Origin of the sequence: Streptomyces sp. NPDC001717 (assembly GCF_042892775.1) — a bacterium.
Classification (GTDB): Bacteria; Actinomycetota; Actinomycetes; order Streptomycetales; family Streptomycetaceae; genus Streptomyces.
Map to the genome: position 1 here is coordinate 138,706 of NZ_JBIAUK010000011.1, position 25,863 is coordinate 164,568.

Consider the following 25,863-nt stretch of genomic DNA (forward strand, 5'->3'; position numbering starts at 1 on the left):
TCCAGTTGTCGTACGAGCCGGGCGAGAAGCTGAGTGGCCAAGGCGATCCTTTCACCGTGCGGATGCCTGCCTCATGCCCCGTTCCCACAGGAGCACATACCGGCGCACAGGTGCGCGATCACGGCGCAAGGTGCGAAATCGTACAATCCTAAGAATGTATGGACAACCGGATCTCAGGGTGTCTCCGGCCCGTGGGTGCGGGCGATGAGCAGGGCCACGTCGTCGTGGGTGTCGGGGCGGCGCAGGGCCGACAGGAGGAGGTCGCAGGTCTCCTCGATCGGGCGGTGGGGGCCCGCGAGCAGGTCCGTGAGGGTCTGGATGCGGGTGTAGATGTCCTGGTCGCGGGTTTCGACGAGCCCGTCCGTGTAGAGGACGAGCCCGTCTCCGGGGGCGAGGGTGATGGTGGTCGTACTGAACGGGATGCCACCCACGCCCAGTGGCACCGCCGTCTCCAGCTCCACGACCTGTGGCTGCCCCGCGTGCAGGTGGACCGGCGGCAGGTGCCCGGCGTTGGAGATGTGGCACAGCCGGGTGCGCGGATCGTAGACGGCGTAGATGCAGGTCGCCATGGCGTCGCCCACGTCGGCGGTGACCGCGTCGAGGTGGCCGAGCACCGTCGCCGGCTCCAGCTCGAGCCGCGCCAGCGTGCGGGCGGCCGTACGCAGCTGCCCCATGGTCGCCGCGGCGTTGATACCGCTGCCCATCACGTCCCCGACGACCAGCGCGGTGCGCTCCCCGGCGAGCGGGACGACGTCGAACCAGTCGCCGCCGGTCTCGTCCGCCACGCCGGCCGGCTGGTACCGGTAGGCGATGTCCAGCCCCACGGCCGTGGGAGGGTGCTGCGGCAGGAGGTGGCGCTGGAGGGCGAGGGCGGTGTGCCGCTGGTGCTGGTACCAGCGGGCGTTGTCCACGGACACGGCGGCGCGGGCGGCGAGTTCGGAGGCCAGCAGTACGTCGTCCGGGCCGAACGGCTCCGGATTGCGGGCCCGCTTGAGGTCCAGCGCGCCGAGCACCTGGCCGCGGGCGATGAGCGGCACCGCCAGGTAGGAGTGCACCCCCGCCTCGGCGAGGAGCCGTACCGCGTTCTCGTCGCGGGCGATGCGCGGCAGGTCTTCCGGCCGTACGTGCGGGACCAGCACCGGACGGCCCGTGCTGGCACAGCGCGACACCAGCCGGGTCGGGCCGTACAGGGCGACGTCCCCGACGGGGTCCGCCGCCTCCTCCGCCGGGGTGGTGTAGGCCGTCTTCAGCGCCAGCGCCCGGAACCGCACGGCCTCGCCGTCCGCGCCCTCCCCGGGACGGGGCCCCGTGAGGACGGTGTCGAGGATGTCCACGGCGGCGATGTCGGCGACCTCCGGGACCGCCACGTCCGCGAGCTCCCGGGCGGTCACGTCCAGGTCGAGGGTGGTGCCGATGCGGACCGACGCGTCCGCGATCAGCGACAGGCGGCGGCGGGCGTGGGCCGCGGAGACGGCGGCCAGGTGCTGTTCGGTGACGTCCACGACCGAGACGGCGACCCCGATGACCTGGGACGCCTGGTCCTCCAGCCGGTACATCGACGACAGCCAGGCGTGCTCACTCTCCGCGTCCGGGGAGATCCGCCCGGTGGTGAAGTCGTCCAGCAGGGGCACCCCCGTCCGCATGACCTCGCGCATCCCCGCCTCGATGCCCTCCCCGTCCAGGAACGGCAGGACCTCGCTGATCCGCCGCCCCAGGTGCTGCTCGGCCGGTACCCCGTTGATGCGCTCCAGCGCGGGGTTGACCAGCACGTACCGCAGGTCCGTGTCCAGGACGGCCAGCCCGATCGGCGACTGGTCGACCAGCCGGAGCGACAGCGCCAGATCCCGCTCGACCCGGCGCAGCGTGGCCCGGTCGGAGGCGAGCCCCAGCGCGAAGGCGCGACCGCTGTCCGCCTCCAGCCGCATGTTGCGGAACTCGACCAGTACGGTCGCTCCGTCCCGGCGCCGGACGGGGAAGGCCCCGGCCCAGGCGCCGTCGCCCGCCATCACCTGGCCGAACAGGCCCAGCACCACGTCCCGGTGCCGCTCGTCGACGAGCAGCTGCGCGGCGTACCGGCCCCAGGCCTCCTCGGCCGTGTAACCGAACAGTTCTTCGGCCTGCGGGCTCCACAGCGTGACCCGCCCCTCGCCGTCCAGGACGATCGCCGCGACCCCCAGCACGTCCAGAAGACCGCCCGCCGCGAGTGCCACGTCCCCCGCGCCGGGGCCAGGGACCGGCGGAAGGGACTGGTCAGCGGCCATCACCGGCCTCCTCACCCGTACACGCCGGGCAGCCCGGACGGACCCGGACCTCCTTCCATGCTGCGTCCCCGGAGAGCGCGACGCGACCTCGGGAGCGCGGCCCTGGCCTCGGGCCACGAGGGCTGCGGCCCCCCGACGGCCGCACGCCGCGCGGGGCCGGCTCCACCGGGGCGCGGCCGGCGTGGCCCCGCGGACGCTCCCGTCCGCCCGAACGCCGCGCCGGGGCGGGCCTGGCCGCCGGAGGGGAGCGCAGACAGTAAGGTCCGTTCCGTTCAGCGCCGTTCCCTCGGCGCCGGCCACCCGCACCCATCAGGGGAAGACATGACGCAGCGTGACCCGAAGCACCTGAAGCTCAAGGCGGTGCTCCTCGCCGCGGCCGTCGGCCTCGGCGCCCTGACCACGGCAGCGTGCGGGAAGAACGGCGGCGAAGCCGGATCCGCGGCCCCCAGCCTCGCCTCGCAGCCCGCCCCGTCCTCCCCGACCGCCCCTTCGCCCGCGGCCTCGGCCACCGCTTCGCCCACCGCCTCCGCCACCTCGTCCCCGGCCGCCACCCGGCAGCCCGGCACGCCGGCGGCCACCCCCAAGGGTGACAAGCCGCAGGTCGCCCTGACCGAGGACCCGACCGCCGCGGGCAACGAACTGGCCCGGCTCCGCAAGGCCGGCTGGTTCAACCCGAACAAGATCGAATACGCGGACGACCCGGTCATCGCCCTCCAGCAGTTCAAGCGGTGGCTCGACCTCGGCTACATCGCCGGCGACGGCGCCTGGACCCCGGAGGGGCTGGCCGCGGTGAAGCGCGCCAACGAATCCGGCACACCGCTGTAGCGCCCGGCCGGGATGCGCGGCTACGCGGTCCCGTCGGCCCCGGCGGAACCCGTGTACGAGGCCGTGGTCCGTACCTCGCCGAAGCGGGGGAAGATCCTGCGCACCGCGAACTCGTGTTCGTCCGCCGCGAACGCGGACATCGCGTCCTCGACGAACTCGACCTCGTAGCCGTGGTCGCTCGCCGCGCGTGCCGTGGACTCCACGCCCATCGTCGTCACCAGCCCGGCCAGCACGAGCCGGTCGACGCCACGAGCACGGAGCTCCTCGTCCAGGCCGGTGGCGTGGAAGGCGCCGACCGTCCGCTTGACGATCTCGATGTCGCCGGGGCGCGCGAGGCCCTCCACCAGGCCGCTGCCGGGTGGCTGCTCGGCCACGTTCGGCCGCTCGACGCGCACCAGCACCACCGGGCGCCCCTCGGCGCGGAACGCTTCCGCCAGCAGTGCGCAGCGCGCCGCGACCGCCTCACCGGAGTGCGGAGCGACCGGTAGGGCGATGATGCGCGGCATGAGGTCCACGAGGAGCAGGGCGGTGCCGGCCGAGGTATGCGTCACGCGGTGATCGTAGTCAGCGCGCCCGTGAAGCCGGAATGATTATTCGGCCTCGAAACGGGAGGTGTCGCCCGCGCCCCGGCGCACGATCTCCGCCTCGCCGCTGGAGAAGTCGATGACCGTGGTCGGCCTGGTGCCGCAGTCGCCCGAGTCGACCACCGCGTCGACCACGTGGTCGAGGCGCTCCTTGATCTCCCAGCCCTGGGTCAGCGGCTCGTCCTCGTCGGGCAGCAGGAGGGTGCTGGAGAGCAGCGGCTCGCCCAGTTCCGCCAGCAGGGCCTGCGTGACGCCGTGGTCGGGGATGCGGACTCCGACCGTCTTCTTCTTGGGGTGCAGCAGCTGGCGCGGCACCTCCGACGTGGCCGGGAGGATGAAGGTGTACGGGCCGGGTGTCGCCGCCTTGATCGCCCGGAACACGTCGTTGTCGATCTGCACGAACTGGCCCAGCTGAGCGAAGTTCTGGCACACCAGTGTGAAGTGGTGCTTGTCGTCGAGGTTGCGGATGGAGCGGATCCGGGACACGCCGTCACGGTTGCCGAGCTGGCATCCCAGAGCGAAACAGGAGTCCGTCGGGTACGCGATGAGCGCGCCGGAGCGGATGCTGTCTGCCACGTTGCTGATGGTGCGCGCCTGCGGATTCTCAGGGTGCACGTCGAAGTACTTCGCCATCCGCCGAGACTACGTGATCCGCCTCCCGCACCCGACACCTCGTGCCGCACCGCGCGGACGCGCCGCCGGGCCGCCTCAACCGGGTTTGGGCTCCGGCGGCTTGTGGCCGGGGTAGACGTGTTCGGGGGTCACGATGCTCGTGATCGCCTCGCCGAACAGCGTGCTCGGCTCCTGGCCGCCGCTCAGGATGTCGGTGTTGAGCAGCACCACCAGGGTCGCCTGGTAGTCCGGGAGGTAGATGGTCAGCGACTCGTACCCGGGCAACGAGCCGTTGTGGCCTATCCAGCCCTGCACGTTGAAGATGCCCAGCCCGTACCCGGCGCCGGGAATGTCCATCGGCGTGGTCTTCAGCCGCTCGGCCTGGGTGGCGGGCGTCAGCAGGCTGCCGGTGGCGACGGTGCGCGCCCAGCTCCGCAGGTCCAGCAGGTCGGAGATCATCGCTCCCGCGGCCCAGGCCCAGGAGGGGTTCCAGTCGGTCGCGTTGACGACCTTGCCGGACGCCGACTGCTCGGTGTAGCCCTGCGGGTGCGGATCGGGGAAGCCCGCGTCCACGGGGAAGAGCGTGCGGCGCAGCCCGGCCGGCTCCAGCACCTCCTGCCGGATGAACTCGCTGAGCGGCTTCTTCCCCACCTTCTCCACGACGAGCCCGAGCAGGATCAGATTGGTGTTGCTGTAGTCGAACTGCGCGCCCGGTTCGAACTGCACGGGGTGCTTGAACGAGTAGGCCAGCAACTGCCGTGGCGGGATGTACTTCTTGGGGCTGGTGGTGAGTTCCTTGTTGAAAGTGGGGTCCTCGCTGTAGTTGTACAGACCGCTGCGCATGCCCGCGAGCTGGCGCAGGGTGATGCGGGAGCCGTTCGGAACCCCCTCGATGTACTTGCCGATCGGGTCGTCCAGCGCCAGCTTGCCCTGGTCGACGAGTTCGAGCAGGGCCGTGACGGTGAACGTCTTCGTCTCGCTGCCGATCCGGAAGTTGAAGTCGGTCTCCATCGGAGCGCCGGTGGCCTTGTCCGCGACGCCGAAGGTGCGCACGTAGCTTCCTTTGCCCGGGGCCCACAGGCCCACGACCACACCCGGCACCTTCGTCTCCCGCAGCACCTTCTGCACGGCGGTGTCCAGTTGGGCCGCGACGGCGGGAGTGAGCTGGGGGAATTCGGAGCCGCCGTCGGGCGAAGGAGAAGGCGAAGCGGAGGAGGGGGCCGGGACGGAGGGGCCCGGCGTCGCCACGCCGTGCGCCGGGTTCACGGTGCCGGGAAGGGCGAGCAGGCCCACGGCCGCGACCGCCACACAGGCCCGGCGGAGCCGTTCGTGCGTCGGACTCACGGCGTGCCTCCTGTCGTGTGAAGGACAAAGGCAAGGCAGTCTCACCAGCCTAGACCCGGCCCACCGGGCCCGCGACCGCGGCCGACAGCCGGTCGCAGAGGGCCGTCCGACGTGCCGGCATCATGACGCGATGGACAACATACGTCACACCGTCAGCTCGGGATCCCCCCTCGAACCGGAGATCGGCTTCTCCCGTGCGGTGCGCGTCGGAAGCCAGGTGGCCGTGGCGGGCACGGCCCCCATCGCGGACGACGGCTCCACCGCCGCCCCCGGAGACGTGTACGGCCAGACCGTGCGGTGCCTGGACATAGCCGAGCGGGCGCTGCGCGAGGCGGGCGCCGGCCTCGAGGACGTGGTCCGTACGCGGATCATGCTGACGGACGTGGGGCAGTGGAGGGAGGCCGCGCGGGCGCACGGCGAGCGGTTCGCCGCCATCCGGCCCGTGACCACCTTCGTGGAGGTGTCCCGCTTCATCGATCCCGCCTGGCTCGTCGAGGTCGAGGTCGACGCCGTGGTCCGTGCGGGTTGAGTTCGGGGTCTCGTTCGGCGGCACGACCGCGTTGGTGATCATCGTTCTGGCGTCTTGTCCGTTTTGATGCCGTCTCCGGGCTGAAGCGTTTCAGGGAGGGTGGTGTGGTCATGCGGCGGGCGCGACGGACACGGCTGGTGGTCGCGGGTGCGGGTGCGGGCGCGAGCGTGCTGCTGATGGTGGGGGCGGCGGCCCCCGGCCAGGCACCCGGGGCGGACGGAGGGCGTCGCGCGCCCGGGGCGGCCTCGGTCGGCCTGCTGGTGGGCCGGGTCCTGGACGAGGGCCGCGAGGCCGTCCGCCCCGGGAGCGAGCAGTGCGCGGTGCAGGTCTTCCGGCCGGGCATGTGCCGGAGCTGGCGGCAGGAACGGGTGGTGGCCACCGCCGGCGGGCAGGGAACCGTACTGCCCCCGCCGGCCCTCGACGGAGTGTCCCGCCGGGTCGCGCGCGGGACGCACGCCGGTGGGCCCCTGGAGATCTCCGTGGCCGAACCGGGGCAGGGGGTGCTGACCGACGTGTCCGTCACGGACGGCCGCGGACGCCACCTGGCGGGCACCCTCGCCGAGGGCGGCGGGCGTTGGGTCAACGCGGAGTCGCTGCGGGCCGGGGAGTCCTACACGGTGCGGGTCGACGCGCAGGACCCGGCGGGCAACGCCGTGGGCGTCACCCTGGAGTTCCGCACCGCGCCCGCGCCCGCGCCGGCCGCCGAAGGAGGGCGGCTGACCGCCGAGTTCGGGCCGCACGGCGGTACGTACGGCGCCGGGGAGATCGTGACGGCCGAACTGAGCCGGCCCGTGCCGGCCGCCGACGGCCTGGCCCGCAGCCGCGTGGAACAGGCGCTCCAGGTGACCTCCCATCCCCATGTGGAGGGTGCCTGGCACTGGGTCGACGCATCGACCCTGCACTACCGCCCCCGCACGTACTGGCCCGCCCACACGACGGTGAGCGTCCGCAGCGGCCTCGACGGGGTCGAGATCGGCGGCGGACTCTACGGTGGGCCCTCCGAGGGAGTGGAGTTCACCGTCGCGGACCGGATCGAGGCGGTCACCGACTCCGCCGCGCACACCATGACGGTGAGCCGCAACGGACGCGTCCTGCGGACGATCCCGGTCACCACCGGCAAACCCGGGTTCAGGACCCGGGCCGGGGTCAAGGTCGTCCTCGGCAAGGAACCCAAGGTGCGCATGCGCGGGGACTCCGTCGGCATCCAGCGCGGCACGAGCGAGTTCTACGACCTCCCCGTCCAGTACGCGACCCGTGTGACGTGGAGCGGCGAGTACGTGCACGCCGCGCCCTGGTCCGTGGAGGCGCAGGGGGAGGAGAACGTCAGCCACGGCTGCACGGGCATGAGCACGCAGGACGCCGCCTGGTTCTTCGAGACGGTCCGCGAAGGGGACATCGTCGAGGTCGTCAACAGCGGGGGCCCGCTCATGGAGCCCTTCGGCAACGGCATCGGGGACTGGAACCTGGACTGGAAGGCGTGGCGGGCCGGCAGCGCCCTGGCCACCACCTACGGCGCTCCCGCCCCGGGCGACCCGCCGGCGCCGTCCCGGCTGTCGCCTACCACCTGACCCCCGCACCCCTGAAACCGGGGGAGGGGCGGCGGGCGTCCTCCTGCGGGGGTGGTGTCCGTGTCGGAGTCACGGCCGAAGGAGTGGGGTCCGGTCGCGGCCCTGCCGATCGCGGCGGCAGCGGCCGTCTTCGCCTGGACCTCCTGGTGCTTCACGGGGACGGCGGCGCCGTCGATCACCGTCACCGTGACGGGCGTCGGGGTCCTGCTCCTCGCCGCGTGCGCGCTGTACTTCGTGCGCGTCGGCGGCAGCGGGGGCTTCTTCGGGACGCTGTTCCTGGCCCTGGGGCTGCTGGCCACCGTGGCGACCGCGGACCAGACGACGGTGCGCACAGAGGTCGCCACCTGTGTCGTACGGGACGTCCGGGCCAAGGAGCAGCAGTCCCAGGGCGACGGTCCCGCCTCGAAGACCCTGTACCGGCTCGCGCTGGACTGCCCCGGAGGCTACCCGGCGGAGCTCAAGGACGGCCCCGAGACCGCGGTGGGCGCGCGGATCCGGGTCTCCTACGACCCCGGGCGCCGGGTGTCCCCGGCGGCGGAGGGCGGGACCTCGCCGTGGACCGCCGGCGTGTGCGCGGTGTTCCTCCTCGCCCTCGCCACCGGCCTCGCCGGGCGCCGCAGGCCCGGGGCCTGACGACGGCCGAGGCGGGCCGCAGTCCTCCCCGCCGGAGTCCTAGCCGCCGAAGTCCCCGCCACCGGAGTCCCCGCCTCCGAAGTCCCAGGCCTCGACGTCCCGGTAGTGGATCGGTCCGGGACCGCGGCCGATGTTGCTGCCGACCAGGTGCAGCCGCCGCGTCGGCCACGGGCGGCCGGTGAACCCGGCCAGTCCCTCGGCGGCCTCCACCGCGTGGAGGGGCTCGTTCCGGCGGGACCGGGCCAGCGTCAGATGGGGACGCAGCGGCCGTCCTTCGAAGGGGATCCCGCACTCCTTGACCAGGGCGCGCACGGCGTCGGACAGCAGGTGCAGTCCTTCGAGGTCCCCGTCGATGCCGGTCCACAGCACCCGCTCGTCGAAGTGACCGCCGCCGCGCATCGACAACCGCAGGGGCCGGTGCGCCGCCGCGAGCTCGGCCAGCGGCGGCCGCAGCAACGGGACCGCCGCCACCGGGAGCTCCCCGAGGAACGCGAGCGTGATGTGCCAGTCCTCGATCCGGTTCCACCGCATCCGCGGGTACGCCTCGTAGGCAGGGCGCAGTGCCTGCTCCAGCTCCTGTTTCGCGTCGTCGGGCGGGGCGAGCGCGACGAATATCCGGACGGTCGAGGTCTGGGACTTTTCCTTCACACTGCACTTGGTACCGTGCGCCGGGCCGATCGGTCACATCGGGGGGAGTCAGGGGCGCAGGAACCGGCGCAGCCGGGCCGGCGGCCACGTGTTGACGACGTCGTCCCGCGTCAGCCAACCCCGCTGCGCGACGCCCACGCCGTAGCGCACGTACGGCAGGTGCGTGGGGGAGTGCGCGTCGGAATCCACCGCGAACCGCACGCCGAACCGCTTCGCCCGCAGCACGTCCTCGTCGCACAGGTCGAGCCGCTCCGGATGCGCGTTGATCTCCAGGGCCGTCCCGGTCCGGGCACAGGCCCGGAACACCTCGTCGAAATCGGCCTCGATGCCCGGCCTGCGGCCGATCCGCCGCGTGGTGGGATGGCCGATGACCCGCACGTACGGGTTCTCGCAGGCCCGCACCAGACGGCGGGTCTGCGCCCGCCGGTCCAGCCCGAAGTGCGAGTGCACCGAGGCCACGCACAGGTCGAAGCCGGCCAGGAACTCGTCGGGCCAGTCCAGCTCCCCGTCGGGCCCGATGTTGAGCTCCGTGCCGTGCAGCAGCCGCATGCCGCGAAGCGTCCGGTCCAGGGCGCGCACCCGCTCCCGCTGGGCCAGGATCTTCTCGTCGGTCATCCGCTGCATGTACAGGTTCGGGGCGTGGTCGGTGACGGCGTAGTACGCGTACCCGCGCGCGGCTGCGGCCTCCACCATCTCCTCCAGCGGCGCGAGCCCGTCGGTGAGGTCGGTGTGGGTGTGCAGGTCGCCCCGCAGGTCGCCCTCCGTCACCAGCTCGGGCAGCTCGCCCCGCAGCCCGGCCGCGATCTCCCCGCGGTCCTCGCGCAGCGGCGGGGCGATCCACGGCAGGCCGAGGGCCGCGTAGACCTCCTCCTCCGTCGCGCCGGCCCGCCGGTCGCCGCTGTCGGCGTCGAAGATCCCGTACTCGGACAGCTTGAGCCCCCGGCGGACAGCGAGCTCCCGGGTGCGTACGTTGTGCGCCTTCGACCCGGTGAAGTACTGCATGCCCGCTCCCCAGGACGCGGGCGGCAGCACCCGCAGGTCCACCTGGAGCCCCTTGGTCGTGCGGATCGAGGTCTTCTTCGACCCGTGCGCCAGGACCTCGGCCGTGTAGGGCAGGGCGACGAGCGCCTCCATGACCGGGCCCGGCCGCTCCGACGCCACCAGTACGTCGATGTCGCCGATGGTCTCGCGCATCCGCCGCAGCGACCCGGCGTGCGCGCACCGGACGACGCCCGGCACCGACGACAGTTCGCCGGTGAGCAGCTCGGCGATCTCGGTCGCGGCGCCGATCAGGATCCGGCTGCCCGCCTTCTGCATCAGCGAGATGCCGGCGAGGATGTTCTCCTCGCTCTTCTCACCGAAACCACGCAGGTCACGCAGCCGCTCCGCGTGGATCGCGTCGAGCAGCTGATCCACCGTGGCGACCCCGAGCCGCTCGTGGAGCAGCATGGCCCGCTTCGGCCCGAGCCCCGGGATCCGGGTCAGCTCCCGCACCCCCGCCGGAACCGCCGCCCGGACCTCCTCGATCGCCGGGACACGGCCGGTGCGCAGGTAGTCCAGTACCTTCTCGGCGATCGACGCGCCGACGTTCGGGATCTCCTTGAGACCCTTCGCGTCGAGCTCCGCGACTGCCAACGGACTGCCGCCGATGGAACGGGCCGCCTTCTCGTAGGCGCGGACCTTGAAGGCGTCCCCGCCGCTGATCGCGATCAGGTCGGCGTACTCCTGCAGCAGCGCCTCGACCTCGTCATTGACCCGGCCCATACCTCCAGGGTGCGCCAGGTTCCCGCGGTTCCGCCAGATTCCCCGGGACCGGGGGGGGGGGGGGGGGGGGGGGCGGCGCCCCCGGGGGGGGGGGGGGGGGGGGGGGGGGGGGGGGGGCGGGGGGGGGGGGGGGGGGGGCCCGCGGCCCCGGGGGGGCCCCCCCCCCCCGGGCCCGGGGGGGGGGGGGGCCCGGGCCCCCCCCCCCCCCGGTCCCGGAGCCGGAGTCAGGGGGACGGGCTGACCTGGAGGGTGGTCAGGGAGCCGCCCGCGGCCTCCTTTTCGACGGTGATCCGGGTCCCGGTGTCCGGGACCCGGACCCCGAGCTGGGGCAGCTCGGGGTTCCAGTACGAGCCGTGGCGGTCGTCGAACACCGCGACGCCCGGCCGTGACGGGACGACCACCGGGGCGCCCGCCTTGTGCAGCACGATCCGTTCGCTCGCCCGGCGGGAGAACGGCGCGTCGAACGTCTGGGCCCGCGCGTTCAGCAGGGTGCCGTCGGTGAACCGCAGCGGCTCCGGACGGGAGTCGACCGGCAGCAGCAGACCGCCGCCCGGGTGGGCCTTGGTGGTGTTGTCGCTGTACGCGGTGTCCCAGAGCCAGATCAGCACGCCCTGCTGGTACGGGTAGAACTCCACCTTGTCGCCGCCGAAACCGAAGTTGTACGGCCCGGACTTCAGCAGGCTGCCGTAGCCCGTGTAGCGCCGGTTCTCCGCGAAGTACGCGCGCGGGTGCTGCGCGACGCCCGTGCGGCCCTCGGTGATCGACCACTTCCGGGCCGTCCAGCCGTTCGCGCCCCGCTCCGCGCCGTCGCGCAGCAGTTCCCGGCCGTCCGCCGTGATCCGCAGGTCGTCGAAGGTGACGCCCTTGCCGTGCGTGTTGCCGTCCGAGGTCACGCGCAGCCGGATCTGGATGCTCCGTCCGGCGAACCGGTCCAGCGGGACGCTCAGTTCCCGCCAACCGGAGGAGGTGCCGGAGACGCCGTTCGCGGGGATGGCGGTCCCGTCGACGGTGCCGGGCAGCGGCGCCCAGTTCACCCCGCCGTCCGTGGAGGCCTCCACGGTCAGGAAGTCGAAGTCCTGCTCGATGTCGTACCAGACCCGGGCGTCCAGCCGGGCGGAGCCGGCCCCCGTGAGGTCGACCGGGCGCCCGAGGGTGTTGTCCATGAAGTCGCCGGTGCCGCTCCACCACTGGCCGGCGCCCTCGTACGGGTCGATGAGGTCGGTACGCGTCACCGAGGGCGGCAGGTGCACCAGCAGGGCCTGCGGGTCCTCGGTGTTGTAGCCCGACACGCCCAGCACGGCCCGCGTCTTGCGTCCCGCGTCGGCCTCCGTGTACTCCAGCCAGCCGAGCTGGAGCTTGCTCCACGGATCGAGGTCGCCGGGGAACTCGCCCGTCGTGCCCGGGCCCTTGCCGAGGTAGGAGGCCGAGGACATCAGGGACCAGAAGTTGACGCCGTTGTCCCCGTCCGAGCTGTACAGGTCGGGCAGGCCCAGGTCGTGACCGAACTCGTGGGAGAACAGGCCGGCTCCGCTGTTCTCGCCGCCCGTGAGGTAGTCGCCGGCCCAGATGCCGGTGTCGCCGACGGGGGTGCCGCCCGCCTTGTTGCCCTCCGGGCCCGCGGTGCCGGCCTGGTTCCAGTACGCGAACCAGCGGTGCGCCCACACGGCGTCCTTGCCCTGGGCCCCGCCGCCCCAGGTCTGGTCCTTGCCCGCGTGCACGACGACCAGGTGGTCGAGGTAGCCGTCGGGCTCGTCGAAGTTCCCGTCGTGGTCGGCGTCGTAGCGGTCCCACACGTCGTACTCGGCGAGCTGCGCCTTGATCTGTTCGGGCGTACGTCCCTTGGCGCGCTCGGAGTCGTACCAGGCGGCGGTGGCGTCGCGGATCATGTCCCAGTTGGTGCGGCACTGACCGGCCTCGGTGCAGTTGTCGGTGCCGTAACGGGCCTCGTTGTAGGGGAGCTTGACCCAGTCGGTGACCGTGCCGTCCATGTCGTAGCGGCCGGAGGACTGGAGCCGGTAGTAGGCGCGCATGGACGCCGACCCGGGCTCGGTGGAGAAGAACTGCCGCTGGTAGTAGTCCCGCCCGAAGTCCTTGCGCCACAGGGTGTGGTTGTCGTCCGGGGCCGGCTTGCCGATGGTGTTGTGCAGGGGCCCCGGGGTGCCGCCGAAGCGGGGGTCCGTCTGCTCGCCGAACTCGGCGAGGATGACGAAGACCTTGTCCTTGCGTTCCTGGGCGAGTTCGACGTACCGCTTTCCGATCTTCGCGGTGCGGGGGAGGGTGCCGTCCGCCTCCGCGCGCAGGGCGTCTCCGGTGCCGCCGCCCGCCGCTACGTCTTCGAGGGCCTGGCGGCGCAGTGCCTGGCGCTGGAGTTCGAGCGGGGCGGGAGGCGGAGCGGCGGCGTGCTCGGCGTGGGTTCCGCCGAGCGCTGGGGCGGGCGGCGGGGTGGCCGCGAGCGCGGGGGTGGAGAGGAGCGTGAGGGCGGCGAGGGATATCGCCGCTCCCACCGCAGCGAGTCTGCGCAACGTGGGGCGCCTTTCGATGAATTGAGCCCGGAGGGGCGGCCGGTGAGCCGCAGCGCGGGTAATATTTCACATGTGACAGGTCATGCATAGATGGCGGGCGCCCCACACGAAAGGGTCGCGGCCCGGGTGGCTGCTAGAATGTGCGCGTCGGCCTTCGCCACCGCCCGAACGGGCGCGTGCGGAGGCTTTTTTCATGCCTCCTCACCCGTCCGCACCCGCCGCGCCACCCACCACACCGCCGGTCACCGGCTACCGCACCCTGCTCCGCAACCGTGAATTCGCGGGCCTGTACGCCGGGTTCACGCTGACCGTCGCCGCGACCACCCTGTCGGGCTTCGCGCTCGGCACCCTGGTCCACGAGCAGACCCGATCCCCCTTCCTGACGGCCGTGAGCATGTACGGCGCCACCTTCGCCACGGCCCTCGGCGCCCTCACGCTGATGTCCGTCGCGGACGGCGGCCGCCCCCGCCGGACCCTCGTCGCGCTCCAATGCGCCTCGCTCGCCGGAGTCGCCGCCCAGGCGGTTCCCGGGCTGTCACTGGCCGCCCGCTTCGGCATCCTCCTGCTCCTGGGGTTCTTCCAGTCCCTCGGGACCGGCACCCGGATGGGGCTGCTCGCCGAAGTCGTGCCCACCACGCAGTACGCCCTGGCGCGCTCGCTGATGAACGTCACCTCGGGCGCCACGGCCGTCCTCGGCTTCGCCACCGGCGCGGCACTCCTCACCCGCCTCACCCCGCACGGGGTGTTCCTCGCCGCGGCGACCCTGACCGGCATCGCGACGGCCGTCGTCGCGGCGACCGTCCGGGAACACTCCGTCCGGTCGACCCGGCGCCCCGGCCCGCGCCGCACCTGGTGGACCAACGCCGAGCTCTTCTCCCACCCCGGCGGGCGCGCACTCCTGCTGAACCTCTGGGTCCCGGGCGGCCTGATCGTCGGCTGCGAGGCCCTGTTCCTCTCCTACGCCCCGCACCACGCGGGCGTCCTCCTGGCCGCCGGATCGGCCGGCATGCTCCTCGGGGACCTCGCGGTCGGGCGGTTCCTGGGCCCCGCGCAACGCCGCCGCCACGCCTTCACCCTGCGGCTGCTGCTCGCCGTCCCCTACCTCCTGTTCGCCCTCCACCCCCACGTACTGGTCGCGGCCGCGGCGGTGTTCGTCTCCGGCCCGGGGTTCGCCGCCACCCTGCCGCTCCAGGAACAGCTCCTCGAACTGACCCCCGATCCGGTACGCGGCCAGGTCCAGGGAGTCGAATCCGCGGGCCGCATGACATGGCAGGGCATCGGAGCCGCGATCGCCGGCGGCCTCGCCGGACAGCTCACCCCCGCCACGACGATCACCGCTCTGGCCGCGGCGTCGGTCGCCGTCACCGTCGTCTCCCGGCCGTTCGTGCTCGGGGCGCGTGCCGTGCGGGGCGGTGAGGGGACCGTCCGCTCCCGGGAAGTCCGTTGTCAGACCCATGGGCAAGGATCATGTTCATGAAGAACCTTCCCGCCGCTGAGGCGCTGTCCGTCATGTCCGGCCGCGACGAGTACGAGGGCGCCCTCGCCCGACTGCGCGAGGCCTCCGCGGCCTACTACGGCGACGGCGACAGCCCCCTGGACGACGCGACCTACGACGCGCTCCGGCTCACCGTGCTGTCCTGGGAACAGGCGCACCCGGACGAGGCCGCCCAGGACTCCCCGACCGGCCTGGTCGGGGACGGCGCCGCCCCGGCGGGCGACGTCGCGCACACCACGCGACTGCTCAGCCTCGACAACGTCTTCGACCCGGCCGGCCTCGTCGCCTGGGGGGCCTCCCTCCAGCGCCGTCTGGGCCGTGAACCCGCCGGCGGGTTCACCGTCGAACCGAAGATGGACGGCGCCGCCGTCGCCGCCCGCTACCGGAACGGCCGACTGGAGCAGATCGTCACCCGGGGCGACGGCGCCACCGGCGAGGACGTCAGCCACGTCATGGGCACCATCGACGGCCTGCCCGAGCAACTGCCCGTACCGGCCACGTTCGAAGTTCGCGGTGAAGTCCTCTTCACCCGGGAGCAGTTCGAGACCGCGAACGAGGTCCGCACCGCACACGGCGCACAGGTCTTCGCCAACCCCCGCAACGGCACGGCCGGCACCCTGCGGGCGAAGGACCGCCCCTACCGGCTCGCCATGACCTTCTGGGCGTACGGAGCCGTCGAGCTCGACGGCACCGCCTTCGCACCCGAGGGAGCCACCCACGCCGAACTCCTGGCCGCGGTGGCGGAGGCGGGCGTACAGACCACGGCCGCCACACCGGCGGGACTCCACGTGGTCACGACCCTCGCCGAAGCACAGCAGAAGGTCGACGAGATCGCGGCGCTGCGCCCGGGCCTGCCGTTCGGCATCGACGGGGTGGTGATCAAGGCGAACGACGCGGCGGAGCAGACCGCGGCCGGCTTCGGCAGCCGCTTCCCGTACTGGGCGATCGCCTTCAAGCTGCCCGCGGTCGAGCGCCGGACCGTGCTGACGGACGTGATCTGGGAGGTGGGCCGGACGGGAGTGCTCGCCCCGACGGCCATCCTCGAACCGGTGGACCTCGACGGGTCCACGGTCACCCGCGCCACCCTCCACAACCCCGCCGACATCCGCCGCCGCGACCTGCACCTCGGCGACACCGTGACGGTCTACAAGGCGGGCGACATCATCCCCCGCGTCCAGGCTCCCGTCACCGCCCTGCGCCCGTCCGGCGCCCGGGAGGTGCCGTTGCCCGAGGCCTGCCCCAACTGCGGAGGGGAGGTGGACAAGGGCCAGGAGCGCTGGCGCTGCGCACGGGGAACCGCCTGTGCGCTGCCCGCACTGATCGAGTACGCCGCGGGCCGCGACATGCTCGACATCGACGGCCTGGGCAGGACGTACGTCAACGCGCTGATCGAGGCGGGCGTCGTCACGGACGTCGCCGACCTGTTCACCCTCACCGAGGAACAGCTCACCGCCGCCTCCGGCAGCGCCAAGCGCGGAGCCAAGCTGGCGGAGCAGATCGAGGCGGCCAAGTCCCGCCCGCTCAGCCGCGTCTTCTGCGCCCTGGGCGTGCTCGGAACGGGGCGCAGCATGTCCCGCCGCATCGCCGCGCACTTCGGCACGATGGACGCCATCCGGCAGGCCGACGCCGCGCTGATGCAGGAAGTCGAAGGCATCGGCGGCGAGAAGGCTCCGGTCGTCGTCGAGCAGGTGGCCGCCCTGGCCCACGTCATCGACAAGCTTGCCGCGGCCGGCGTCAACATGGAGGAACCGCAGCAGCCGACGGCCGTGGGCGAGGGTCCGCTGGCGGCCGCGACCGTCGTCGTGACGGGGAAGATGAGCGGGCCCCTGGCCAAGCTGGGCCGCTCCGAGATGAACGCCCTGATCGAGAAGGCCGGCGGCAGGGCGGGCAGCAGCGTCAACTCCAAGACCACCTACCTGGTCTGCGCGCCGTCCGCGAACGGCAAGCCGAGCTCCAAGGCCCTCAAGGCCGCGGAACTCGGCGTCACGGTGCTGACCCCGGAGGCCTTCGCCGAACTGGTCGCCGAGTCCCCGGTCCAGGCGGTGTCGTAGGACACGGTGATCACCGCCGGAACACGTCGCTGCCCCGGTACCCCTCCGTGAGGGACCGGGGCAGTGCCCACCCGCACCCCCGTGGCCGGTGGGCCGGCCGCCCGCGGCCGTCGGACCCCTATCCCTGCGCAGCCGGGATGAGGTATCCCCAGGTCTTGATGCCGACGATGCCGTCCGGGCCGCCGGTCTCCCGCGGATACTTCGACTGGAACCGCAGCACGGCCGCCTCGGTCTTGGGGCCGAAGTCGCCGTCGACGAAGGTCGGGGCGTCGGAGGAGTCGACGAACGCCGTGCGGACCAGGGCCCACTGGAGCGCCCGTACGCAGTCGCCCCTGGAGCCCCTGGAGAGGTTCACGGCCGGAACGGGCCAGCCGTTCGACGCGTAGCGCGTGCCGACCTGGTTCTCGCAGGCTTCCAGGTACCCGGCCCGGGCCGACGCCTGCGGAGCGGTGAGCCCGGCGGCCATGAGCAGCGTCGCGCCCAGGACCCCGACGCGGGTTGCCGTACGCCTGAAGGTGTTCATGCCAGGATCTTCCTTTCGGTGAAGCGTGGGCGTGCCGTCCACTCGGACTACTCGAAGTAGACGTGGGCGATCAGGGAGTGCCAGGTGTTGCGCCCCACGACACCGTCCGCGCCGCCCTCGACCGTGGCCCTGGTTTGGAAGTTCACCACCGCGTTGTACGTCTTGGGTCCGAAGGAGCCGTCGACGAAGCCGGGCTGGTCCTCGCTCCGGACCGCGCCGACTTCGAGCAGGTCCTCCTGGAGCTCGCGGACACACACCCCCGACGAGCCCTTGCGGAGCACCACCGTGGGGATGTCCCAGCCGAGGTGGTACTCATGGCCATAGGCGTTCTTGCACGCCTGAAGGTTGCCGTACCAGGCCTGGGCGGGTGCGGCGGCCAGGCCGCCGAGGAGGGCCGTGGCCGTCGCGACGATCGCGCCCGCCCACATCGTGCGCTTGCGCGCCGCCTTGTTCGTCATGGCGATCAGCCCGTGGTCCGGGAGATGAGCGCCTCCCAGGTCTTGGGGCCGACGATGCCGTCCGGCTCCAGGTGGGACTGACGCTGGAACTCGCGCACGTAGCGGTCGGTCTTCGGTCCCCAGGCGCCGTCGATGAAGCCGGGCCAGTCGGCGGGCTCGATGCCGATCGTCGAGGCGACGTCGTGCTGGATCTCGCGTACGCACACGCCCGACGAGCCGTACTGGAAGTTGCGCGCGGGGATGGTCCAGGTGCCGTTGGGGGAGGTACGGGCGCCGACGCTGCGGATGCAGGCGTCCGCGAAGTCACCGGCGGAGGCGGTGGGGGCGGTGACCAGCAGGGTGCCGACGGCGGACGCGGCGAGCGCGAGCGCCGCCAGGGGCCGGATTCGGGGCGACGAGGGCATGGAAAGCGTCTCCTGACGATGAGGACGGGGGAAGGAAGAAGGGGGAACGGAACGAAAGCGGGGGAGAGGTGGTCGCCGGCGGCGCGCAGGGCGCTCAGCCCGTCAGGAGCCGCTCCCACGTCCGCGGTCCGACGATGCCGTCGGGGTCGAGGTTGTGGTTGCGCTGGAACCTGCGGATGGCGGAGTCGGTGTGAGCGCCGAACACGCCGTCGACGAAGGGGCCGCCCCGCTGCTCCTCGGCGGTCAGGCCGTACTGCGAGACCAGTTCCTGGAGCCCGGCGACGCACTGGTCTCGGTCGCCCCAGGAGTAGTTGTACCGGGGGATCGTGTACCCGCTCGGGGAGATGCGCGTGCCGTGCGTGTCCTTGCAGATCTTGTACGCGGATTCGTCCGCCTGGGCGGCCGGCGCGGCGAGGAGGAGGGTGCCCGCGGAGACCGCCGCGATGAGGAGCGAGGTGACGCCCTTCGTGGATCGAGTGATGCGCATAACGGAGGTTCCTTTCGCTGGTGACGTCGAAAAGCTGCCACAGCGGACGGCGGCGCCCCTCGCATCCCACCTGTCCCGCGATCCGAGGGACGGACGTTTTCGCAGGTCAGAGCCGGGGCCGGGAGGGTCGTCCCAGGGACGTCCCGGCCCCGGCTCCGCACTTCGGAGGCGTCCTGGCCCCGCAGCCGGCTGATACGGATTGTGTCGGTGGCTGGGTTTATCCTTTCCCACGCGCCACGTCACCGGCTTCGGGGGAAGCCGTGCCGCACACACGGGCGCACATAGGGGGCTTTCTGATGTCGGACCAGGTACGGGCGACGGACGGCACGGGCGATGCACGCGCTCAGCTGTTCGCGGAGATGCGACGCATCAAAGAGGTCTCGCAGCTCAGCTTCGGCCGTCTCGCCGACCGCACGCACTACAGCAGGTCGTCCTGGGAGCGGTTCCTCAACGGGAAGCAACTGCCGACGGCCGTGGCCGTCGAGCAGCTCGCGTCCGCGGCGGGTACCGACCCGGAACCGCTCCTCGCCCTGCTGTCCCGGGCCACTGCCCCCGCGGCGAGCCGGCCGACGACGCCGTCGGCCTCTGCGGCGCCGCGTGCCGACGCGGTGACGGAGGAAGGTGAGACAGCGGTCGGTTCGACCGCGGGCGACGGGAACGCGGACGACGAAAAGGCGGACGCCGGCAAAGCGGACGATGCCGCGGCGGACGCGTCGTCCCCGGACCCGAAGAGCGACGGGTGGCGCCGTCGATTCGCCGTCATCGGCTACGTCGCCGCGGGAGCCCTGATGGGTTCGGTGGCCACCGGCCTCATCTTCTCCTCCGCCATGGCGGACCGGGGAACCCCGAGCACGGCCGGCGGTGCGCCCGAGGACAAGAAGAAGGCGGATCCGACCACGGCGCTCGTCCCCCGCGCGGACGACATCCGCCTCAAGTGCAAGTCCGACACGTGTCTGCGGCACGATCCCCAGGCCATGGACTGCCATTGGGACGCGACGACGGCCAAGAGCACCTTCCTGCGCGGCATGAGCATCCAGCTGCGTTACAGCGCCGCCTGCCAGTCGGTGTGGGGACGGATCGAGGGCGGGGCGGTGGGCGACAAGGTGATCATCAAGGACGCCAGGGGCACGGAGCTGGAAGCCTTGATCCGCTTCGAGCACGACTCGTACACCAAGATGCTCGCGGTCTCCGCCGAGACCCCCCTCGAATCCATGAGCGTGTGCGGGGCCTTCCCGGCGGAGAAGCAGATCCAGTGCGCGCCGGAAGGCGCTGTCCAACTGCCCTGACCGAGCGGGCGGAACGAGGGGAGTGGGCGGAGCGGGCTCGATCGGGCCGGGCGCGGGGGTGGGACGGACGGCGGGACCGGTGGGACGGAGGGTCGGGTGGGGGGCCCGGAGGACCACCCTCCGGGCGTGTGACCAGGGCATCGGTCCGGGCGGCCGGCCCAGGGACATCTCGGCCTCGTCCCAGGGACGTTGAGGTGCCGGCGGGGACACCGCGCCGGCATCGAAGCTCTTGGTGACCACTCGTCACCACACAGCCCGGAAGGTCCACTCCACCCATGTCCTCCCATGCTTCCCCCACCCTCGCCACCAGGCCGCCGGACAGGCGGTCGGCGGCCGCGAACGGCCGAAAGGTGCTGGCCTCGCTCCTGACCCTCGCCGCCGCCCTGGCGGCGCTGCTGGCCGGCCCTGTGCCCGCCGCGCACGCCCTGGACGTGAGCCTGCTCCAGCGGGGCCTGTCGGGCCTCAGCTATCTCCCCCGCAGTGGTGTGGACGGCGCGTACGGCCCCCAGACCCGGGATTCGGTACGCCACTTCCAGCAGGACAACGCGCTCGACGTGGACGGCGACGCCGGCCCGCTCACGATGGCGGCCCTGGTGGCGAAGGTGAAGCGGGTGCAGTCCGCGGCCGGCACGCCCCAGGACGGCGACTACGGCAACAACACCCTGGACGCCGTGCGGAACTACCAGCGCTCGCACCACCTGGACGTCGACGGCATAGCCGGCCCCCAGACCATGGGCGAGATGAACATCGACCGGATCGTCTCCAGCGGTTCCGGCAGCGGCACCGACTCGGAGGTCAAGCTGCTCCAGCGGAACCTGGCCGGTCTCGGCTACCTCCCGCTCACCGGCGTGGACGGCGCCTACGGCCCCCGCACCAAGAACGCCGTGCTGTCCTTCCAGAGCGACAACGACCTCGAAGTGGACGGCATCGCCGGCCCGCAGACCAAGGGCGCGCTGACCGCGAAGGTGAAGCAGGTCCAGGCCGCGGCCAACACGCCCGCGGACGGCGACTACGGCAACAACACCCTGGACGCCGTGCGGAACTACCAGCGCTCGCACAACCTGGACGTCGACGGCATCGCCGGCCCGCAGACCATGGCCGCCATGGGCATCGCCCGCGAGATCGGGAGCACCGGCCCCGGCGGCGGGGCCAGCGGTGGCAACCCGACCGTACCCCCGCTGTCGGGCAGTGTCCGCGACAAGATCATCCAGGCGGCGCGCTCCCAGCTGGGCGTGGAGGAGTGGGGCAACAACTGCAACCCGTACGGCCGTTGTGAGGCCTGGTGCGCGCACTTCGCCAGCTGGGCCTGGCAGCAGGCCGGGATCAACTACCACACGGCCTTCAGCGGGGACTTCTACTACTACGGACGTGACCACGGAACGCTCCGCACGGACCTGCGGAACGCCGCGCCCAAGCCCGGCGACGTGATCCTCTTCGGTTCCGGGCCCGCGAACACGTCGACCAGCGTCCACGTCGGCGTGATCGAGAAGGACAACGGCGACGGCACCGTCACCACCATCGAGGGCAACCACAACGACCGGGTGGAGCGCGTGACCCGCAGGCTCGTCGGTGGCTGGCCCGCGTACGCGATCGTCTCGCCTTCGGGCGGCTGACCGGCCCGCCGGTCCGCCCCGAGGGGCTCGTGCCGCAAGGCGCGGGCCCCTCGCCCGCACTCCGTCCCGTGCATCCGGACCTCCTTCGGTGCACGGGACGGAGCGTGTGGGCTACCCCCTCAGAACTTGCCCAGGTTGAGCGCGTTCTGCAGGGCCTTGACGGTGGCGGGACCCCACGCGCCGTCGACGGTCAGACCGGCGCCGGTCATCCGGTTGAGGTGGTTCTGCAGGGCCCTGTAGGTCGCCGGGCCGGTGACGCCGTCCTCGACGAGCCCGGAGCCCGACCACACGTTGAGGTGGTGTTGGAGCGCCTTCTTGGAGTTCGGCCCCCACTGTCCGTCCACCTGCACACCGATCACTTCCTGGGTGGCACGGATCGTGGCGGGCCCGAAGTCACCGTCGACGACGAGCCGCGCGCCGGTGTCGATGTACGCGAAGTACGCCGCTTCGGTGGCCGGACCCCACGCGCCGTCGGCGGGGGTGCCGACCTTGTTCTGAAGCCACCGGACGCCCGCGAGGGTCAGCGGACCCCAGGCACCGTCCTGGTCCAGGGCCGGGCTGTATCCGAGGGAGTTGACCGCGTACTGCTGCATCAGCACCGAACGCACCGAGGTCATGCCGCCGGAACCGCCGGAACCGCCCGAACCGCCGCCCGTGTACGCCTTGTACGCGGCTTCGGTGCCGGGTCCCCACAGACCGTCGGCGCCGGTGCCGACCTTGCCCTGGAGCCAGCGGACGCCCGCGTCCGTGAGCGGACCCCACACCCCGTCGACCGCCAGCGCCGGGTTGTAGCCCAGCCCGTTGACCGCCTGCTGCTGGGCGGAGACGGACCGCACCTGGGTCATGCCACCGCCGCCGCCACCGCTGGAGTCGCTGCCGCCGCCACCGCCGGACCCGTACTCGATCGTGACGCTGTCGGCGACCATGCCGCCCTGCACCCAGGCACGCAGGGCCGAGCCCGGGCAGCTGGTGGAGTTGCCGGAGAGCCCGCCGTGCCAGGTCTGCGCGAGCGTCCTGCCCGCCAGTGTGTTGGCCTGCTTGTACAGTGCGCGGATCGCCGACAGCGCGCGGGGGGTCGCGTCGCCGTCCTCGCCGATGAAGCAGACGCCGATGTGGCTCGTGTTGTGACCGGTGGCGTGGGCCCCCTGTACGTACCAGCCGCGGCCCTCGAAGATGCGACCGGTGTCGTCGACGAGGAAGTTGTACCCGATGTCCGACCAGCCGTTGGAATCCATGTGGTAGTTCTGGATCTGACGGACGGTCTGTGTCGTCGGACCCGCCGAATAGTGCACGGTGAACCCCGTTCGCTCACCCATGGAGACCCGGGTGACCTCCCGGGCCGGGCGCGCACCCCATTCGGAGCGCGAGTACACGTAGGTGATCGCCTCCTGACCGCCCGTCGATCCGCCGGGGGCGGGCTTCGGCGGTTCGAGTTCGCCGAGAATGACCTTGGGGTACAGGTTTCCGGGGCATTCCGTGTAGGTGAGGCGCATGTCCCGGTGCCCCACGATGGCGGTGCCCGCCATGCAGTACCGGAGGTACTCGATCAACTGCCGGAACGCGGAGACCATTTCCGACGTGACCGAGTCCTCCGCCCCGATCAGTCCCAGGATGGAGTAGTAGTTCTGGTTGACGCCCTTGCGTTCCGTGCCGTTCGCCGCCTGCCGCCTGCCCAGCCCGCGGCCCTCGTAGATGCTGCCGTGCTTGCAGATGGCGAAGCTGTAGGGGATGTCGTCGTAGGGCGGTTCCTTCAGGTCGAGCCAGTCCGCCACGTGACCGAGCGGCGAGTAGTACATCGAGTTCTTCTGCACCTCCCGGACCAGACCGGCGCACATGTCGTGCTGGTCGACGGCGAAGTGGCCACCCCCTTCGTGGTGGATGACCACTCCGCCGAGCCACGGGGTGAAGGGGTCCTTGTCGATCTTCTTCGGGGGCAGTGCGCCCCACTGCGCACGGCTGATGATGGAAACCATGTCTTCGTTCTCCTGATGATGGCGCGGCCTGTCGTGGTGCCGCGCGCCGTCGTCGCTTCCTGAGGAGCGGGCCGGCCCCGCCCGTGGGGGCGCGGGGCCGGGAGGCCGGGGGGCCGGGCGGCCGGGCGGCTCAGGCCCGGCCGATCACGCCCCCGTCCGTGCGCCGGACGACGATCGTCGCCGAGCGCGGGCGGCCCTTCGGATCGCGGTCGGGCCAGTCACTGACCGCACACGGGGCCTCGGGGGTGGGGGCGCCCCACACGGCCGTACGCTCCCCGGGGTGCTGGATGTTGACGAAGAGGGTGCGCCCGTCCGGGGTGGCGGTGACGCCGGTGATCTCGGCGCCCCGCGGGCCGGTCAGGAAGCGGCGGATCTCACCGGTGGCCGGATCGGCGACGAGCACCGCGTTGTTGCCGAGGTTCTCGTGCCCGGACGCGTCACAGTTCTGGGCCCACTTCGAGATGCCGGTCTGGATCCACAGCCGTCCCTGACCGTCGAACCACAGGCCCTTGGGCGAGCCGAACATGCCCGCCTCGTCGAGCCCGACGGCCTCGTCGTGGGCGGGATCGCCGGCGAGGACGAAGACGTCCCAACGGAACCCCTCCGCGCCCTCCTCGCGCCATCGCACGATGTGCCCGTACGGGTTGGACGCGCGCGGGCTGACCGCGCGGCCGCCGCCGTCCCCGCTCGAGCCGCAGGAGCCGCTGCCCGGACTGTTGGCCAGCGCGCAGTAGACGGTGCCGTCGCCGGCGACCGCCGTCTGCTGGGGGCGGTCCAGCGCAGTCGCTCCCAGGGCGTCGGCCGCCTCGCGCACGCGCAGGACGACGTCGGCCTGGTCGCGCCAGCCGTGCTCGGGCTTCAGGGGGCCCCGCCCGTGGGTCAGGGGCAGCCAGCGCCCCGTGCCGTCGTCCTCGAACCGCGCGACGTACAGGGTGCCGTGGTCCAGCGGGCTGCGTCCCCGGGCGCGCTCGCGCCGCCACTCGTCCCCGCCGACGAACTTGTAGAGGTAGCCACCGTTCTCGTCGTCACCGCTGTAGAGGACGACGCGGCCCGCGGTCTCGGTGACCGTCGCGCCCACGTGCTGGAACCGGCCGAGGGCGGTCCGCTTCACCGGAGCGGCGGACGGCGCGGCGGGGTCGATCTCCACGACCCAGCCGAAGCGGTGCACCTCGTTGGGGTTCGCCGCCAGGTCGAAGCGGGGTGCGACGGTGTGCCAGCGGTGCCCGTGACCGGACGCGCTCACGCCGTACCGCTTCTGCGTGCGCGTGGGCCGCCAGTTCCGGTCGTCGGTACCGAAGTAGCCGGCGACGTTCTCCTCGCAGCTCAGGTACGTGCCCCACGGGGTCACCCCGTAGGCGCTGTTGCCCAGCGTGCCGACGTGGGCCGTACCCGTGCGCAGCGCAGGGTGACCGGACCCGAGCGGGCCGGAGAAGTCCACCGGGGTGGTGCCGGTGACGCGGACGTTGCGCGGCGAGTCGCCGAGGTCCCAGGTGCCGCCCTTCTCGCGCACCTCGACCACGCTCAGCCCCTGCGCGGCCAGGGACTTCTCGACCTTCTCGCGCGTCAGGGCCGCGCCGCCGTCCCGGTGGAGCAGCGTGGCGTCCGTGGCCTCGTGGTTGACGACGAGGGTCCCGAGCCGGTTGCCCCGGGGGCCGTCGTCGTACGGGAAGAAGTGCAGCCCGCTGTGGTGCGAACCGATCTGGCGGGCCTGGTCGGCGGAGCTGTTGCCGGCGTCGGCCAGCCAAGCGGGGCCGCCGGAGTACAGGGGCCTGCCCCACGGCGCCAGGGTCTGGACCGTGTAGCCGGGCGGCACGGTCACCGCGTCCGTGGTCGCGGGAGGCACCGCGGCGAAGCCGAGGAGCCCCTTCGGCGCCGGGCCGGCGGGTGCGGGCGCCGCGACGGCGGCCTGGGCGGTGGCGGCCCGGGCGGTGGAGGTGCCGAGGCCGAGGAACGCCGCGAAGGCCGCCGTACCGCCGGCCACGACCTGACGCCTGGAGAGCGAGGAGGCCACGATCTCCTCGAACGGCGGGACCCCCGCCGACTCGAGGTGGGGAGGAACCGGATCTGACATGTGTGTGCCGCCAAAGGGGAGGGCCGGCCGTTGCGCCGCCGCGGCCGGGATGCGGAGGATGGCTGGAGCCCCCGGCGACATCGGCAGCCGGGGCCCGTGGCACCGAACCTAGGGCGGGTCGCCCCCCGTTCCATCCGTCCAGCCGTCCCGGGCCGTCCCGAACCGCGTCCCGGGACGGCTGCTCACAACCCCGGGCCGCTCGTCACCGCCAC

21 protein-coding genes are annotated in these 25,863 nt (G+C 72.5%); 8 read left to right on the top strand and 13 right to left on the bottom strand.

The features are described 5' to 3' along the window. Positions 1-173: 173 nt before the first annotated feature. Complete coding sequence (locus ACFYZL_RS19890) at positions 174-2,261, bottom strand: SpoIIE family protein phosphatase (RefSeq protein WP_384755865.1); 2,088 nt, start codon at positions 2,259-2,261, stop codon at positions 174-176. Positions 2,262-2,582: 321 nt separating this feature from the next. Here ACFYZL_RS19890 and ACFYZL_RS19895 point away from each other — a divergent pair, with 321 nt between their 5' ends. Then, positions 2,583-3,086: a hypothetical protein gene (locus ACFYZL_RS19895; protein WP_388680458.1), complete on the top strand. Its 504-nt coding sequence runs from the start codon at positions 2,583-2,585 to the stop codon at positions 3,084-3,086. Between the two features lie 20 nt (positions 3,087-3,106). Here the strand turns inward: ACFYZL_RS19895 and ACFYZL_RS19900 are convergent, their stop codons facing one another. The 3 genes from ACFYZL_RS19900 to ACFYZL_RS19910 form a co-directional block, all read right to left on the bottom strand. Further along, on the bottom strand, positions 3,107-3,637 hold the full coding sequence (locus ACFYZL_RS19900; RefSeq protein WP_384755860.1) for an isochorismatase family protein: 531 nt from the start codon (positions 3,635-3,637) through the stop codon (positions 3,107-3,109). Positions 3,638-3,676: 39 nt separating this feature from the next. Further along, positions 3,677-4,303 (bottom strand): L-threonylcarbamoyladenylate synthase, encoded by a 627-nt coding sequence (locus tag ACFYZL_RS19905; protein ID WP_384578945.1) that lies wholly within the window; start codon positions 4,301-4,303, stop codon positions 3,677-3,679. A gap of 75 nt (positions 4,304-4,378) precedes the next feature. Then, on the bottom strand, positions 4,379-5,626 hold the full coding sequence (locus ACFYZL_RS19910; RefSeq protein ID WP_388680463.1) for a serine hydrolase domain-containing protein: 1,248 nt from the start codon (positions 5,624-5,626) through the stop codon (positions 4,379-4,381). A gap of 130 nt (positions 5,627-5,756) precedes the next feature. Between ACFYZL_RS19910 and ACFYZL_RS19915 the strand changes: the two genes are divergently transcribed. The 3 genes from ACFYZL_RS19915 (at position 5,757) to ACFYZL_RS19925 (ending at position 8,356) form a co-directional block, all read left to right on the top strand. Further along, positions 5,757-6,155: a RidA family protein gene (locus ACFYZL_RS19915; RefSeq protein WP_384755855.1), complete on the top strand. Its 399-nt coding sequence runs from the start codon at positions 5,757-5,759 to the stop codon at positions 6,153-6,155. Between the two features lie 110 nt (positions 6,156-6,265). Beyond that, complete coding sequence (locus ACFYZL_RS19920) at positions 6,266-7,723, top strand: Ig-like domain-containing protein (RefSeq protein ID WP_384755853.1); 1,458 nt, start codon at positions 6,266-6,268, stop codon at positions 7,721-7,723. 60 nt (positions 7,724-7,783) lie between these two features. Next, on the top strand, positions 7,784-8,356 hold the full coding sequence (locus ACFYZL_RS19925; protein WP_384755850.1) for a hypothetical protein: 573 nt from the start codon (positions 7,784-7,786) through the stop codon (positions 8,354-8,356). Between the two features lie 39 nt (positions 8,357-8,395). Here the strand turns inward: ACFYZL_RS19925 and thpR are convergent, their stop codons facing one another. From thpR to ACFYZL_RS19940, 3 genes are all read right to left on the bottom strand, one after another. After that, on the bottom strand, positions 8,396-9,004 hold the full coding sequence (gene thpR, locus ACFYZL_RS19930) for an RNA 2',3'-cyclic phosphodiesterase (protein WP_384755847.1): 609 nt from the start codon (positions 9,002-9,004) through the stop codon (positions 8,396-8,398). A 48-nt stretch (positions 9,005-9,052) separates the two neighbouring features. Next, a complete protein-coding gene (gene polX, locus ACFYZL_RS19935) occupies positions 9,053-10,768 on the bottom strand; it encodes a DNA polymerase/3'-5' exonuclease PolX (protein ID WP_388680467.1) in 1,716 nt (571 codons plus the stop codon). Positions 10,769-10,992: 224 nt separating this feature from the next. Then, entirely contained in the window at positions 10,993-13,290 is a 2,298-nt protein-coding gene (locus ACFYZL_RS19940; RefSeq protein ID WP_388680470.1) for an immune inhibitor A domain-containing protein, read from the bottom strand. Between the two features lie 193 nt (positions 13,291-13,483). On the opposite strand from ACFYZL_RS19940, the gene ACFYZL_RS19945 reads away from it, so the two are divergent. Continuing rightward, the gene (locus tag ACFYZL_RS19945) at positions 13,484-14,767 is read left to right on the top strand and encodes an MFS transporter (protein ID WP_388680473.1); all 1,284 of its coding nucleotides are present in this window, start codon (positions 13,484-13,486) and stop codon (positions 14,765-14,767) included. Beyond that, complete coding sequence (gene ligA / locus ACFYZL_RS19950) at positions 14,764-16,836, top strand: NAD-dependent DNA ligase LigA (protein ID WP_388680476.1); 2,073 nt, start codon at positions 14,764-14,766, stop codon at positions 16,834-16,836. Before ACFYZL_RS19945 ends, ligA begins: the two co-directional genes overlap by 4 nt. Positions 16,837-16,954: 118 nt before the next feature. Here ligA and ACFYZL_RS19955 read toward each other — a convergent pair whose 3' ends face one another. From ACFYZL_RS19955 to ACFYZL_RS19970, 4 genes are all read right to left on the bottom strand, one after another. Next, positions 16,955-17,359: a peptidoglycan-binding protein gene (locus ACFYZL_RS19955; protein WP_384758077.1), complete on the bottom strand. Its 405-nt coding sequence runs from the start codon at positions 17,357-17,359 to the stop codon at positions 16,955-16,957. A 47-nt stretch (positions 17,360-17,406) separates the two neighbouring features. Continuing rightward, on the bottom strand, positions 17,407-17,817 hold the full coding sequence (locus ACFYZL_RS19960) for a peptidoglycan-binding protein (RefSeq protein WP_384758074.1): 411 nt from the start codon (positions 17,815-17,817) through the stop codon (positions 17,407-17,409). Positions 17,818-17,822: 5 nt separating this feature from the next. Beyond that, positions 17,823-18,221, bottom strand: a complete 399-nt coding sequence (locus ACFYZL_RS19965) for a peptidoglycan-binding protein (protein WP_388680480.1) — start codon at positions 18,219-18,221, stop codon at positions 17,823-17,825. Positions 18,222-18,315: 94 nt separating this feature from the next. After that, entirely contained in the window at positions 18,316-18,708 is a 393-nt protein-coding gene (locus tag ACFYZL_RS19970; RefSeq protein ID WP_384747168.1) for a peptidoglycan-binding protein, read from the bottom strand. 296 nt (positions 18,709-19,004) lie between these two features. On the opposite strand from ACFYZL_RS19970, the gene ACFYZL_RS19975 reads away from it, so the two are divergent. Both ACFYZL_RS19975 and ACFYZL_RS19980 read left to right on the top strand, forming a co-directional pair. Next, positions 19,005-19,994 carry a helix-turn-helix domain-containing protein gene (locus ACFYZL_RS19975; protein WP_388680483.1) on the top strand — a complete coding sequence of 330 codons (990 nt, stop codon included), beginning with the start codon at positions 19,005-19,007 and terminating at the stop codon, positions 19,992-19,994. Between the two features lie 275 nt (positions 19,995-20,269). Then, entirely contained in the window at positions 20,270-21,607 is a 1,338-nt protein-coding gene (locus ACFYZL_RS19980) for a peptidoglycan-binding protein (RefSeq protein ID WP_384747164.1), read from the top strand. Between the two features lie 119 nt (positions 21,608-21,726). On the opposite strand, the gene ACFYZL_RS19985 is transcribed toward ACFYZL_RS19980, so the two are convergent. Both ACFYZL_RS19985 and ACFYZL_RS19990 read right to left on the bottom strand, forming a co-directional pair. Beyond that, the gene (locus tag ACFYZL_RS19985) at positions 21,727-23,580 is read right to left on the bottom strand and encodes an N-acetylmuramoyl-L-alanine amidase (RefSeq protein ID WP_388680487.1); all 1,854 of its coding nucleotides are present in this window, start codon (positions 23,578-23,580) and stop codon (positions 21,727-21,729) included. Between the two features lie 130 nt (positions 23,581-23,710). After that, on the bottom strand, positions 23,711-25,651 hold the full coding sequence (locus ACFYZL_RS19990; protein WP_388680490.1) for a PhoX family protein: 1,941 nt from the start codon (positions 25,649-25,651) through the stop codon (positions 23,711-23,713). Between the last annotated feature and the right edge of the window lie 212 nt (positions 25,652-25,863).